A 13,053-nucleotide genomic window follows, 5' to 3' on the forward strand; every position below is an offset into this window, starting at 1 on the left:
TTGAAACTGACGTGGCAACAACGACGACATCCCGCCCCGGGCGGCTACTGATCGTCTTGGGGGTCATTGTGGTCCTGCTGTTCGGGATCATGGGGCTCACCAAGACCTGGAAGCCCAAGCTCGGTTTGGACCTGCGCGGTGGCACCACCATCACGCTGACGGCCAATTCCCTCGCCGGTGGTGGTTCGGTGACCGCCGACCAGCTGAACGAGGCGAAGAACATCATCTCCCAGCGGGTCAACGGTGCGGGTGTCGCCGAAGCCGACATCACCACCTCCGGCGCGAACCACATCAACGTGGCCGTCCCGGGTGCCACGCAGGACGCTCTGGTGAAGCAGATCGGTCAGACCGCGCTGCTCTACTTCCGGATCGTGTACGACGCCCAGGCGGGCGCGCCGGCGCCGGCTCCGGCTCCGACATCGACCCCCACGGGTACGCCGAAGCCGAGTACGAAGCCGACCACGACGCCGAAGCCGAGCACCACGGTCAAGCCCAGTACGCCGGCGAACACGCCGAACGGGCGGGCCTGGAGCAGCGCCCTCGGCAACGCCACGCCGACGCCGACCCCGAAGCCGAGCACCCCGGCGACCGCCAAGCCGAGCACTCCGCCGGCGACGCCGTCCACGCCGGCTGCCAACGGTGACCCGCTGAAGTACACCCCGGACGCGGCCACCCAGGCGGCGTTCGCGGCGTTCCAGTGCACCGACAAGGACATCGCGGCGCAGACGGACGACCCGAACAAGCCGTTGTTCTCCTGCGACCGCCAGCGGACGACCAAGTACCTGCTCGGCCCCGCGATCATGAAGGGCACCGACCTGTCCGACGCCACCGCGGGCATCCCGCAGGGCGGCTTCCAGTGGCAGGTCAACCTGAAGTTCACCGGCGAGGGTGGCGACAACTTCCTCGACGCGACGACGGCCATCTCGCAGCGCGGCGAGGGCCAGAACCAGTTCGCGATCGTGCTGGACGGCGTGACCATCTCGGCCCCGAGCGTCGCGCAGCCGATCCCCGGCGGTCAGGCACAGATCACCGGCACGTTCACCGAGACCGAGGCCCGCGACCTGGCGAACGTGCTGAAGTACGGCGCGCTGCCGGTGTCGTTCGACATCTCCTCGGTCGAGACAGTGTCGCCGCAGCTCGGTGGTGACCAACTGTCGGCCGGTATCTGGGCCGGTCTGATCGGTCTGGCGCTGGTCGTGATCTTCTCGTTCCTGTACTACCGCGGTCTGGGCATCGTGGTGGTGGCGTCGCTCGCGATCGCCGGCCTCCTGACCGGCGCCATCGTGATCCTGCTCGGCAAGGCGATCGGGTTCACCCTGAGCCTGGCCGGCATCGCGGGTCTGATCGTCGCTGTCGGTATCACCGCGGACTCGTTCATCATCTACTTCGAACGCCTCCGCGACGAAGTGCGCGAGGGCCGCAGCCTGCGCTCGTCGGTCGAGACCGGCTGGGCCCGGGCCAAGCACACCATCATCGCGGCCGACTCGATCTCGCTGCTGGCCGCGGTGGTCCTCTACGTCCTCGCCATCGGCAGCGTGAAGGGCTTCGCGTTCACGCTCGGCCTGACCACGCTGATCGACCTGCTGATCGTCTTCATGTTCACCAAGCCGCTGGTCACGCTGCTGGCCCGGACGGACTTCTTCGGCCACGGACACAAGCTGTCCGGCCTGGATCCGGAGCATCTCGGCGTGGAACGGCTGCCCGGGCAGATGAAACCGACGGCGCGGCCGCGCAAGACGCCGTCGACGCGCAAGCCGGTCGGAGGGGAGGTCTGATGTCGAAGCTCGGACAACTCGGTGCCAAGCTGCACCGCGGTGACGTCTCCTACGACTTCATCGGTCATCGCAGGCTCTGGTTCAGCGTCTCCGCGATCCTGGTGATCGTCTCGCTGGCCGGCCTGTTCGCCCGCGGCCTGGCGCTCGGAATCGAGTTCAAGGGCGGTGTCGAGTACCAGGCCAAGGTCAAGGTCACCGGCGACACGGTGCAGAACTTCACCGACGCGGTGAAGGCGACCAACGCCAAGGATCTCGGTGACCCGGTCGTCACGACGATCGGTGACGGCGCGGTGCGGGTGCAGACCAAGCCGCTCGGCCAGGACGACATCGCCAAGGTCCGCGCCGCGGTCGCCAAGGAGGCCGGCATACCGATCGACCAGGTGACCTCGCAGCAGATCGGCGCCTCCTGGGGGCAGCAGATCGCGAACAAGGCGATCCTGGCGCTGGTCGTGTTCCTCGTCTTGGTGTTCGCGGTGATCTGGCTGTACTTCCGAGAACCCAAGGCCTCGATGGCCGCCATCATCGCGCTGATCCACGACGTGACGATCACGGTCGGGCTGTACGCGATCATCGGCTTCGACGTCACGCCGGCGACGGTGATCGGCGTACTGACCATCCTCGGTTACTCGCTGTACGACACGGTCGTGGTGTTCGACAAGGTGCGGGAGAACACCCGGGGCATCACCGGGTCCAACCGGTTGACCTACTCCGACGCGACCAACCTGGCCGTCAACCAGACCGTCGTACGGTCGATCAACACCACGATCACCGCGCTGCTGCCGGTCGGCTCGATCCTCGTCGTCGGCACCGTCGTACTCGGGACCGGGCCGCTGAAGGACCTGTCGCTGGCGCTGTTCGTCGGTATCGCGGTCGGTGCGTACTCGTCGATCTTCATCGCTCCGGCGCTGCTCGCGGTCTTCAAGGAGCGTGAGCCGGGCATGCAGGCGCTCCGCCGCCGGGTGATGGCCAAGAGAGCTCAGACCGCGGCCGCCGGTACGCCGGCTCCTGCCGTGGCGACTGCCGGTGCCGGCGCGGTTGCCGCGCGGACCGCCGTACAGGACACGCCGCGCAAGCAGGACCGCCCGGCTGGTACGGCGCCGACGCCGGCGTCACGACCGATGAAGGCCGCCGCGGCCGGACGCCCGCAGCCGTCGCGCAAACCGCGCTCGAAGCGCGGCAAGTGACGATGCGGACGCTGGAGCAGGTCCTCGCCGACGGCATTCGCGACATCCCGGACTACCCGCAGCAGGGGGTGGTGTTCAAGGACATCACCCCGCTGCTGGCCGACCACGGCGGGTTCGCCCAGGTGGTCGACGCGCTGGCCGCGTTCGGGCGTGACGCCGACGGGAACCCGGTGGTCGACAAGGTGGTCGGGATCGAGGCGCGCGGGTTCATCCTGGCCGCCCCGGTCGCGCTCGCCCTCGGCGCCGGGTTCGTGCCGGTGCGCAAGAAGGGGAAGCTGCCGGCCGCGACGTACGAAGAGTCGTACGCGCTGGAGTACGGCGAGGCGACCATCGAGGTGCACCAGGACGCGTTCACGCCGGGTGATCGAGTGCTCGTGATCGACGACGTACTCGCCACCGGTGGCACGGTCGAGGCCTGTCTGCGCCTGATCCGCCGCTGCGAGGCCGAGGTGGTCGATACGGCGGTTCTCCTCGAGCTTTCCTTCCTCCCGGGACGCAAGCGCCTGGCGGGGGAGCAGTTGAGCGCCCTCGTGACCGTCTGACAGTTCCGATTCCGGGCAAACTCTCCGCGACCGGGAGTTGACCCGGCGTGTTGTCCACAGGGTATTTCTGCCTCGTTGGCCGGCGCCCCCTAGACTGGTGCTCTGTCGGCGGAGGGACACAACGTGGGCGAAGACCCGGCGATTGCATCAGCGGTGCCGAACGTTGCACCGCAGGAGCCTCCGCGCGCGCCGGTACCGGTGCGCCCGGCGCCGGAGCCGCCTGCCGCCCAACCGCCGCGGATCGCTCCAGCCCGCGTCCGGGCCCGCCTGGCCCGCCTCGGCGGCACCAGGCACCCGAACCGGGCGCCCATGCTCGAGCCGCTGTTCCGGGTCGTCCGGGCGACCCACCCGAAGGCCGATCTCGGCATGATCGAGCGCGCCTACCGGACCGCGGAGAAGTACCACACCGGCCAGATGCGCAAGAGCGGTGACGCGTACATCACCCACCCGCTCGCCGTCGCCACCATCCTGGCCGAGCTCGGTATGACCGCGCCGACCCTGTGCGCCGCGCTGCTCCACGACACAGTCGAGGACACGCCGTACACGGTCGAGGAGCTGACCCGCGACTTCGGCGAAGAGATCGCCATGCTGGTCGACGGCGTCACCAAGCTGGACAAGGTCAAGTACGGCGAGTCCGCGCAGGCCGAGACCATCCGCAAGATGGTGGTCGCGATGGCCAAGGACATCCGGGTGCTGGTGATCAAGCTCGCCGACCGGCTGCACAACATGCGCACGCTCGGCTTCCTGCGGCAGGAGAAGCAGGAGCGGATCGCCCGCGAGACGCTCGAGATCTACGCCCCGCTGGCCCACCGGCTGGGTATGAACACGATCAAGTGGGAGCTCGAGGACCTGTCCTTCTCGACCCTGCACCCGAAGGTGTACGACGAGATCGTCCGGCTGGTCGCCGAGCGCGCACCGTCGCGCGACGAGTACCTCGCCTCCGTGATCGACCAGGTGCACGAGGACCTGCGCGCGGCCAAGGTGAAGGCGACCGTCACCGGCCGCCCGAAGCACTACTACTCGATCTACCAGAAGATGATCGTCCGCGGCCGCGAGTTCGGCGACATCTACGACCTGGTCGGCATCCGCGTGCTGGTCGAGTCGGTCCGGGACTGTTACGCGGCGCTCGGCATACTGCACGCGCGCTGGAATCCGGTCCCCGGCCGGTTCAAGGACTACATCGCGATGCCGAAGTTCAACATGTATCAGTCGCTGCACACCACCGTGATCGGCCCGCAGGGCAAGCCGGTGGAGCTGCAGATCCGGTCGTTCTCGATGCACCGCCGGGCGGAGTACGGCATCGCCGCACACTGGAAGTACAAGGAAGACCCGACGACGGCCGCGCCGGAGGTCGCCGGTGCGCCGACCACCGAGATCGGCGGGCCGAACGAGATGCCCTGGGTGCGGCAGCTAGTCGACTGGCAGCGGGAGACCTCCGACCCGTCGGAGTTCCTCGACTCGCTGCGGTTCGAGATCAACAACTCCGAGGTGTACGTCTTCACCCCGCGCGGTGACGTGATGTCCCTGCCGACCGGGTCGTCGCCGGTCGACTTCGCCTACGCCATCCACACCGAGGTCGGGCACCGCTGCATCGGCGCCCGGGTGAACGGCCGCCTGGTGCCGCTGGAGAGCACGCTCGAGAACGGTGACGTCGTCGAGGTCTTCACCTCGAAGGCGCAGGGCGCGGGTCCGTCCCGCGACTGGCTGTCGTTCGTCAAGAGCCCGCGGGCGCGGAACAAGATCAAGCACTGGTTCTCCAAGGAGCGCCGGGACGAGGCGATCGAGCACGGCAAGGATGCGATCGCCAAGCAGCTGCGCAAGGAAGGCCTGCCGCTGCAGCGTCTGCTGTCGCACGAGACCCTCACCGCGGTGGCGAACTCGCTGCGCTACCCGGACGTCACCGGCCTGTACGCCGCGGTCGGCGAGAGTCACGTCAGCGCACAGGCCGTCGTACGGCGTCTGATCGAGACGTACGGCGGTGAGGAGGGCGCGGCCGAGGATCTGGCCGAGGGCGTCCACCTGCCGGCCACCCGGGAGCGGCGCAAGCGGACGGCTCGTGGCGATGCTGGTGTCATCGTCAAGGGCGCGACCGACATCCTGTCCAAGCTGGCGCGCTGCTGTACGCCGGTTCCGGGCGACGAGATCATCGGCTGGGTCACCCGCGGCGCCGGTGTTTCGGTGCACCGGGCCGACTGCGCGAACGTCGAGAACCTGCAGACCCAGCCGGAGCGGATCGTCGAGGTCGAGTGGGCCCCGACCGCCCAGTCCGTCTTCCTGGTCGCGATCCAGGTCGAGGCGCTGGACCGGGCGCGGCTGCTGTCGGACATCACCCGCGTGCTGTCCGACTACCACGTCAACATCCTGTCCGCGGCCCTGACCACGACCCGCGACCGGATCGCCAAGTCACGCTTCACCTTCGAGATGGGCGACCCGACCCACCTCGGCCACGTCCTCAAGGCTGTCCGGTCCGTCGAGGGTGTCTTCGACGTCTACCGCGTCACTCAGTAGGGGCGGTGGGCAACGCCTTCGGCAGTTCGGTCGCCGGGCCGCGCGTGCGGCTGTCCAATGGTGGTTCGGACGTGTTCCTGGACGTGCTTGCGCTGGCGGCGTGCGAGCTGGCGGAGACCGGGTTCCAGCGCGGGTTCGCCTTGCTGCTGTGCAATTCGCGGATCGGGCTGGGTAACGAGAGCTTCGATCTGGACGAGTTGCCGTGGCCGCCGGTGGGCTGGGAGGCGGAGCGTGGGTTCCTGCTGCGGGTGATCGGGTTGGCGAAGGCGCGCTTCCGGTGGGAGATGCTGTCGTACGAGCCGCCGTACGCGGAGAAGTACCTGGCGGATTACGAGGAAGTAGTGCGGGACTACCGGCCGCCGGTCGAACCGGTGGAGCTGCCGCGGATGTGGGATCCGGAGCCGGCCGCTACGGCGTTCACTCGTTGCCGTGAGCATGGGCTGTTCCTCGGCGACTACACGGACTGCCGAGTCTGTTCGTGAAACGCCGCAGTCTGCTGATCGTCGGGGCTGGGTTGCTGGCCGGATGCAGCAGTCCTGCGAGCCCGTCTCCAACGACCTCAGCTTCTTCGAGTACGCCGACCTCAGCTGCACCTCCGACGACTCCAGCTTCGACGACTCCAGGTCCGACGACTCCACGTCCGAAGGTCTCCGTCACTCCGCGTCCGACGGTTGCGCTGCCGGCTGTGCGCCCGTGGGTGCCGGGTGCGGGAGAGATTCATCCGGAGGTCAAGCGGGCGGCGGTGGCGGCGGTGGTGAAGTTGCTGAGCCGGCCACGGGCCGCGGTCGACGTGATCGACGCGCAGTACGGCGGGATCCTGAGCGATTCGGCCAGCGTGCTGGTGCCTTGCCGTGTCTACACGATTGCCGGCGGACGCGTCGTGACCAGCGGCACCACGGTCGATGTTCGGCTGAGCAGATCGGGCGGGAGTTGGCGAGTGACCGCGACGCATCCGGCGCAGCCCGGAGCGGCGACGTCACGGTTGTCCTCGGTGGCTCGGAAGGTGTTGGCAAGTGAGCGGATCGCGCTGCCGCCGGCCTCCGCGGCGGACATTCGCTCCGGGCAGGTCCACGACAGCGTGCTCACCACGATGCTCGAGCTCGCCAAGACCTACCGCATCGGCATCAGCGTGATCCGCTCCGGCCATCCGATCAACGTCTTCGGTACCAACCGCCCCAGCGACCATCCGCGCGGCCGGGCCTTCGACACCTGGCAGATCAACGGCCACGCGGTCGTCGCCCCAGGCACCTCACGCTCCCTGATCACGTCGTACATGCGTGCCGCCGAATCCCTCGGCTCCTACAACGTCGGCGGCCCGTACCAACTCTCCGGCGCCGCCTTCTTCTCCGACCAGACCCACCACGACCACGTCCACGCCGGTTTCACGGCGTAGGGCGTGTCTCCCAATCCCACGCCTACTGCGCGGCACTCGGCTCGCTACGGCGTGGAATTGGGAGACACGCCCTAGTCCCACTCCCATGCGATGCCGACCGTGCCGGGATCGGCGGAGGGTTCGACGACGTGCGCGCGGCCGTCGGCGGTGAGCATCAGATCGCGCCGCAGGAGATCGGGACCGCTGGTGTGCCGGCGACGGAACTCGTTCACGCGAACCGGCAGGGCGGCCCGGTCGAACTGCACCTCGAGCACGTAGTGCGCACCGCCCCACTCGCTGAACCGTTGGTAGTCCACCGACGGCAGGCCGGTCCGGTCCTCGATCTCGTAGTGCACGACAGCCGTGTCGCCGACGGCGAGAAGGCGATCGAGCAGGAGCTCAGCGAGCATCGCGCCGGCCTCGGGAGCACGCGCGACCCGGCCGGTCCGGCAGCCGCTCACCGTGTGCAGGGCGAGCTGGTCGACATCGCATCCGGGTTCGCCTTGGTGCGCGATGATCAGCCGGTCCACCGGCTCCATGGCGACAACGCTCTGAGTCACTCGTCTCCGCTGGGCGCTCCGGTCCGGGCCGAGGTGGATCTCGTCGAGCACGGAGAGGGTGCGGAGCCGGCCGTGAGCGTCGCGACGAAGCCGATCGAGCAGCCGGGTGAGGGACACGGCATAGTCGACGACGGCGTACGGCGGCGTTGTGGCGGCCGGTTCGCTGCGGGCCGGCGGGATGCGGACCGTGAGCCAGCCGGGTGGCAGCCGCAGGAGCTCCTCGAGCGCACTGATGACGGCCAGCGACTCCTCGCGCGGGATCCGGCGGCCGCTCTGCCAGGTACTGAGCGTCGCCACGCCGACGTGGAGCCCGCGGTCGGCCAGATGCGTGCGGATGCGGTTCAGGGCCAGGCCACGGCGCGCGATCGCCTGCCGCAGCGCCTCGGCGAACGACGTTTCCGGAGTCACAGGCCGCACCGACGATTCGATCATGGTGATGCTCCTTGGGTCCGCCGGTCAGTGTAAACATTCACAGCACTGTCCGGCAGTAGTTCGTCACGCGCTGTTCACGGCCGCGTCGCGTTCACAGTGGACATCCGGCCGGTCCGCCGGTTCTTGCCGGGCGCGGGCGTGCTCCTGACGATGGACCTCTCCCCACCCACCGAAGGAGGATCCATGCGCAGGCTCCGCCCCCGCCGTACCTGGTCATTGCTTCTGGCAGCGATCATCGGCCTGGCCACGCTGGTACCGCTCGCTCCGCCGGCCTCGGCCGCGCCCGGCAGCTACTACCTCGGCGTCACCGGGCAGGCGCAGCAGAAATCGAACTGGTGCTGGGCCGCCACCGGCAACAGCATCGCCGCGTTCTACGGGAAGTCGTACTCGCAGAACCAGTTCTGCAACCTGGCCTTCGGCAACAGCACGAACGTGATATGTCCGAACAACCAGGCCACGCTGGCGAACGACCAGCGGGCGTTCCGGTCGATCGGGATCAGCGCCGGGAGCTACGTCTCGTCCACGCTCGGCTTCAGCACGCTCGTCGCCGAGATCGCGGCCGGGCGCCCGGTCATGACGCGCATCGGCTGGTCGTCGGGCGGCGGGCACATGATGGACATCATCGGGTACGACTCCTCCGATTCGACGATCGAGTACTACAACCCCTGGCCGGACGACCCGCGCTACAACTACTCGACGTACACCTGGTACCGGTCCAACTCCCAGTTCACCTGGACCCACTCCCTGTACCGGATCGGAGCCTGACATGCCCCGCCCGAAGAACATCCTGCTCCGTCTCAGCGCCGTACTGGCCGTCGGTCTCGGCCTCGTGCTGACCGTCGGCGGGGCTGCCGGCGCGGCCGGTCCCGAGCTGGTCTCCAGCGATGAGTTGTCAAAGGCAACCACCGCGGCGCACTCGCCGACGGCGCTCGGCCTGCTGGGCAAGGTCTCGACCGGATCTGCGAAGACTGCGGCCACGGTCTCGCAGGACACCCATGGGGTGTACGCGCTCAACCCGGCCTTCGTTCGCGACGCCTCGGCGCCGGTGGCGACCTTCTGGTACGCCGCCACGCCCGCCAGCAAGGGTGGTCAGGCGTTGACGGTCTACACCGCTCCAGACCAGGCCGGCGCTTGGCAGGCAGTCAACGTGGCAAGCGGTAACACCGAAGCCCGCATGTTCGCCGCAGCCCGCGGCGCGGTCGTCTTCACCGAGCCCCAGATCGGCGCCTGGTACGCCCTCACGGGCACCCAGATCCGCCCCCTCAACACCTCCGCCACCAAGTCGATCGGCCCCTCTCCCATCACCATCGCTGCCTACAACGAGCTCGTCTCCACCCGCTACTCCGACAAACTCCCCGGCACCCACTACTCAGACCAGGGTGTAGCCGGCGGCTACGACACCGCCGCCGCAGCACCCACCGACACCTACAACGACCTCATCCTCCGTTCCACAGCCGGCGCCATCGCCCTTCTGGGCCTGGCGTGCCTCTATCACCGCCGCGTCAACCGGAGGTCCGCAGCCACCCTCCGCAACGCGCGGTAGGTCCTAGAGGAATCGGCAGGTCAGACCGGGAGTCCCCACCGGCCGGACCTGCCGATCCACCGGCGGCGGTCACCAGCGGCGGGGGAGTCTGGGCTCCTGGCACAGGAATGCGCCGACAGCGAGCTCGAGCGCTGGATACGAGCCCCACAGGTCGGTCCGCCGTACCGAGATCACGTGCCAGCCAAGGGCATCCAGCTCAGTACGCCGGGTCTCGTCGCGCAACTGCTGTTTCTGCGTCGAGTGCCACTGGTCGCTGTCATACTCCAACCCCAGCCGCTTCCCATCCACCGGCCGATCCGGATACCCAAGATCCAGCCGGTAGCTACGCCCGCGCCCATCCACGTGCACCTGAAGCCCGGGTCGCCCAAAGCCGGCGTCAATCAGCCGCAACCGCAACCATGACTCACCAGGTGAGGCCGCGCGGGCGTCTGCGTAGGTGAAAATCTGGCGGCCCTGGGAGTTGCTGTGCTCGGGGAAGTACGCCGCTGCCGCGGTCTCCAGTTGCTGCCGGGTGACGACCTGGGAGTGCAGGAGGGCGTCCACCGCAGACAGCGCGAAGGGCCGATCCAGGTGCTGTGCGAGTTCGATGGCGGTTGCGGCAGGCGTGATCACCTTGAGGCCCAGCACTTCAACAGTCGGGCAGGGGTGGACGGTCCACTGTGGGCTGATCGTCGGCTCGGGGCTCAGCGCCGTCGTGTCGATCCCGTGCAGCCTGGCGGCGGCTCGCCCCCGCACGACAGCGTCCGGCGGTACGACGAGGCGCAGTGAGTCAGCTCGGAGCGCGGGGAGTCCGGCACGCGGATGTCGACGTACACGCCGCGCATGACTTGGCGGATCTCGCCGCGGGCCAGGAGCCAGCGGAGTTTGCGGCCGACCTGGTAGGCGCGGAAAGGGATGCCACAGAAGTACAGGGGGAGTTCAGCAGGCAGCATCCGGACAGGATGGCTTAACTAGCCACCTGCCTGCTCAACGTTATCCACAGGGTCAGCTGAAGTCGGTTAGGGCGTTTTGGGCTTGGGTGAGCCATTCCCGGCGGGCGGCTATGGCTTCTCGGGCTTCGGTGGCTTTGCGGGTGTTGCCTTGGGATTCGTGCTTGGCGGCCTGCTTCTCCAGGTCCGAGATGAGGGACTGGAGTTGCTTCACTGTGGCCTCGGCGCGGGCGCGGGCCTCGGGGTTGCTGCGGTTCCAGACCTCGTCCTCGGCGGACTTGACGGCCTGCTCGACGGCGCGGAGGCGGGAGTCGACCGAGCGCATCGCGTCGCGCGGGACCTTGCCGATCTGGTCCCAGCGGTCGAGGTACTCGCGCAACTGCTCGCGCGCGACCTTCGCGTCCTCCACCGGCACGATCGTCTCGATCTCCACCAGCAGGGCCTCCTTGGCGCGGAGGTTCTCGACCTGCTCGGCGTTCTCCTCGGCCTGGATGGCGTCCCGGGCACCGAAGAACATGTCCTGAGCGGCCCGGAAGCGCGCCCACAGCTTGTCGTCCACCTCGCGCGGCGCGGGGCCGGCGGCCTTCCACTGCCGCATCAGGTCGCGGAAGCGGCCCGACGTCGGACCCCACTCGGTCGATGCCGCGAGCGTCTCCGCCTCGGCCGCGAGCCGCTCCTTCACCACGGCTGCCTCCTCGCGCTTCGAGGACAGCTCGGCGAAGTGCTGCTTGCGATGCCGGGTGTACGTCGTACGCGCGGAAGAGAACCGGTGCCACAGCTCGTCGTCGCTGGACTTGTCGAGCCGCGGCAGGGCCTTCCACTCGTCCAGCAGTTCGCGTAGGCGGGTGACGCCGTGGCGCCAGTCGGTGCCGGCCGCTATGGTCTCGGCCTCGGTGGCGATCTTGGTCTTGGCGGAGCGGGCTTCCTCGACCTTCGCGGCCCGTTCGGCCTTGCGCCGTTCGCGCTGCTGGGCGACGAGTGGGGTGAGCGCCTCGAGCCGGGTCCGCAGGCCGTCGAGATCGCCGACCGCCTGGGCCTCTTCGATCGAGCTGGTCACCTTCTTCACCGCGGCGCGCGCGTCGTCGGGCGACACGGTACCCGCCTGGACCCGCTGTTCGAGCAGGTCCACCTCGAACGCCAAGGCGTCGTACCGGCGGGTGTAGAAGGCGAGGGCCTCCTCTGGGTTGGCGTCCGGCCACTGGCCGACCGCGCGTTCACCGTCCTTGGTCCGTACGAAGACCGTTCCGTCCTCCGCTACCCGGCCCCAGCTCTCTCCGGCCACAACTCGCCCCTTCCGGCGGTATGTACTGCGCTCGTGCCCATTCTGGTCAGTCCCTGGTCCAACCGCGCGAACAAGGCCTGGCCGGGCGCGTCGAGGCGCTTTCCCGACGCTTATCCCTGAACAATCACAAACTCCCGTCGCGGACGCAACGGTGTTGCGTCACAATCCGGTTCGAACTCACCGCCTTCGCACCGGTAGCCTTGGGTGGTCCCGAACCGTTCCAGGAAGGTCAGTCGTGCTCATCGCCGGGTTCCCCGCGGGGTCGTGGGGTACGAACTGCTACGTCGTCGCCACCGGCCAGGGCGCGGAATGCATCGTCGTTGACCCGGGCCAGGACGCGGCCGCGGGCGTCGAGCAGGTGGTCCGGGAGAACAAGCTCAAACCGGTGGCCGTACTGCTCACACACGGTCACATCGACCACATGTTCTCGGTCCTGCCGGTCTGCGGGACGTACGACGCGACCGCCTGGATCCACCCGGACGACCGGCACCTGCTGGCCGATCCGATGGCCGGTCTCAGCCCGGAGACGGCGCGGATGCTGCTGGGCGGCAACCACGAGTTCGCCGAGCCCGACGACGTCTCTGAACTAAAGGACGGCCTGAGTCTCGAGCTGGCCGGCCTCGGCTTCACCGTCGACCACACGCCGGGGCACACCCGGGGTTCGGTCACGTTCACCACGCCGTACGACGGGCCGGAAGACGTGCCCGCGGTTCTGTTCTCCGGTGACGTGTTGTTCGCCGGGTCGATCGGCCGGACGGATCTGCCTGGGGGCGACCATCCGGCGATGCTGCATACGTTGGCCACCAAGATCCTGCCGATGCGCGACGAGATCGTCGTCCTGCCGGGTCATGGTGGCCAGACCACGATCGGCCGGGAGAAGGCGACCAACCCCTACTTGCAGGACCTGGAGATACCGAAACCATGAG

At 68.5% G+C, this 13,053-nt stretch carries 13 protein-coding genes; 9 read left to right on the forward strand and 4 right to left on the reverse strand.

What is annotated here, in order from left to right:
- Nucleotides 1-11 precede the first annotated feature (11 nt).
- The 6 genes from secD (at nucleotide 12) to ACIBG5_RS21030 (ending at nucleotide 7,402) form a co-directional block, all read left to right on the forward strand.
- A complete protein-coding gene (secD, locus tag ACIBG5_RS21005) occupies nucleotides 12-1,775 on the forward strand; it encodes a protein translocase subunit SecD (protein WP_396393163.1) in 1,764 nt (587 codons plus the stop codon).
- A complete protein-coding gene (secF, locus tag ACIBG5_RS21010; protein ID WP_396393164.1) occupies nucleotides 1,775-2,959 on the forward strand; it encodes a protein translocase subunit SecF in 1,185 nt (394 codons plus the stop codon). The genes secD and secF overlap by 1 nt, the downstream gene beginning before the upstream one ends.
- A gap of 2 nt (nucleotides 2,960-2,961) precedes the next feature.
- Nucleotides 2,962-3,501: an adenine phosphoribosyltransferase gene (locus ACIBG5_RS21015; RefSeq protein WP_396393625.1), complete on the forward strand. Its 540-nt coding sequence runs from the start codon at nucleotides 2,962-2,964 to the stop codon at nucleotides 3,499-3,501.
- 309 nt (nucleotides 3,502-3,810) lie between these two features.
- On the forward strand, nucleotides 3,811-6,009 hold the full coding sequence (locus ACIBG5_RS21020; protein WP_396393626.1) for a RelA/SpoT family protein: 2,199 nt from the start codon (nucleotides 3,811-3,813) through the stop codon (nucleotides 6,007-6,009).
- A gap of 5 nt (nucleotides 6,010-6,014) precedes the next feature.
- Nucleotides 6,015-6,491 carry a hypothetical protein gene (locus tag ACIBG5_RS21025; RefSeq protein WP_396393165.1) on the forward strand — a complete coding sequence of 159 codons (477 nt, stop codon included), beginning with the start codon at nucleotides 6,015-6,017 and terminating at the stop codon, nucleotides 6,489-6,491.
- Between the two features lie 203 nt (nucleotides 6,492-6,694).
- Entirely contained in the window at nucleotides 6,695-7,402 is a 708-nt protein-coding gene (locus ACIBG5_RS21030; protein ID WP_396393166.1) for a hypothetical protein, read from the forward strand.
- A 71-nt stretch (nucleotides 7,403-7,473) separates the two neighbouring features.
- Here ACIBG5_RS21030 and ACIBG5_RS21035 read toward each other — a convergent pair whose 3' ends face one another.
- Nucleotides 7,474-8,373 (reverse strand): hypothetical protein, encoded by a 900-nt coding sequence (locus ACIBG5_RS21035; RefSeq protein ID WP_396393167.1) that lies wholly within the window; start codon nucleotides 8,371-8,373, stop codon nucleotides 7,474-7,476.
- Nucleotides 8,374-8,556: 183 nt separating this feature from the next.
- Here ACIBG5_RS21035 and ACIBG5_RS21040 point away from each other — a divergent pair, with 183 nt between their 5' ends.
- Nucleotides 8,557-9,138, forward strand: a complete 582-nt coding sequence (locus tag ACIBG5_RS21040; protein ID WP_396393168.1) for a papain-like cysteine protease family protein — start codon at nucleotides 8,557-8,559, stop codon at nucleotides 9,136-9,138.
- Nucleotide 9,139: 1 nt separating this feature from the next.
- Nucleotides 9,140-9,916: a hypothetical protein gene (locus tag ACIBG5_RS21045; RefSeq protein ID WP_396393169.1), complete on the forward strand. Its 777-nt coding sequence runs from the start codon at nucleotides 9,140-9,142 to the stop codon at nucleotides 9,914-9,916.
- 69 nt (nucleotides 9,917-9,985) lie between these two features.
- On the opposite strand, the gene ACIBG5_RS21050 is transcribed toward ACIBG5_RS21045, so the two are convergent.
- The 3 genes from ACIBG5_RS21050 to ACIBG5_RS21060 are packed head-to-tail and all read right to left on the reverse strand — an operon-like array spanning nucleotide 9,986 to nucleotide 12,127.
- The gene (locus tag ACIBG5_RS21050) at nucleotides 9,986-10,651 is read right to left on the reverse strand and encodes a hypothetical protein (RefSeq protein ID WP_396393170.1); all 666 of its coding nucleotides are present in this window, start codon (nucleotides 10,649-10,651) and stop codon (nucleotides 9,986-9,988) included.
- A complete protein-coding gene (locus tag ACIBG5_RS21055; RefSeq protein ID WP_396393171.1) occupies nucleotides 10,600-10,848 on the reverse strand; it encodes a hypothetical protein in 249 nt (82 codons plus the stop codon). The genes ACIBG5_RS21050 and ACIBG5_RS21055 overlap by 52 nt, the downstream gene beginning before the upstream one ends.
- 52 nt (nucleotides 10,849-10,900) lie before the next feature.
- On the reverse strand, nucleotides 10,901-12,127 hold the full coding sequence (locus tag ACIBG5_RS21060; protein ID WP_396393172.1) for a DUF349 domain-containing protein: 1,227 nt from the start codon (nucleotides 12,125-12,127) through the stop codon (nucleotides 10,901-10,903).
- Nucleotides 12,128-12,362: 235 nt separating this feature from the next.
- On the opposite strand from ACIBG5_RS21060, the gene ACIBG5_RS21065 reads away from it, so the two are divergent.
- Complete coding sequence (locus ACIBG5_RS21065) at nucleotides 12,363-13,052, forward strand: MBL fold metallo-hydrolase (protein ID WP_360443973.1); 690 nt, start codon at nucleotides 12,363-12,365, stop codon at nucleotides 13,050-13,052.
- Nucleotide 13,053 lies beyond the last annotated feature (1 nt).

The organism is Kribbella sp. NPDC050241, assembly GCF_044459685.1.
Lineage (GTDB): Bacteria > Actinomycetota > Actinomycetes > Propionibacteriales > Kribbellaceae > Kribbella.

Coding starts and splice junctions, on each gene's coding strand:
- secF (WP_396393164.1), top strand. CDS start 1,775: ATGTCGAAGCTCGGACAACTCGGTGCCAAGCTGCACCGCGGTGACGTC.
- ACIBG5_RS21015 (WP_396393625.1), top strand. CDS start 2,962: ATGCGGACGCTGGAGCAGGTCCTCGCCGACGGCATTCGCGACATCCCG.
- ACIBG5_RS21020 (WP_396393626.1), top strand. CDS start 3,811: ATGCTCGAGCCGCTGTTCCGGGTCGTCCGGGCGACCCACCCGAAGGCC.
- ACIBG5_RS21035 (WP_396393167.1), bottom strand. CDS start 8,373: ATGATCGAATCGTCGGTGCGGCCTGTGACTCCGGAAACGTCGTTCGCC.
- ACIBG5_RS21040 (WP_396393168.1), top strand. CDS start 8,557: ATGCGCAGGCTCCGCCCCCGCCGTACCTGGTCATTGCTTCTGGCAGCG.
- ACIBG5_RS21045 (WP_396393169.1), top strand. CDS start 9,140: ATGCCCCGCCCGAAGAACATCCTGCTCCGTCTCAGCGCCGTACTGGCC.
- ACIBG5_RS21055 (WP_396393171.1), bottom strand. CDS start 10,848: ATGCTGCCTGCTGAACTCCCCCTGTACTTCTGTGGCATCCCTTTCCGC.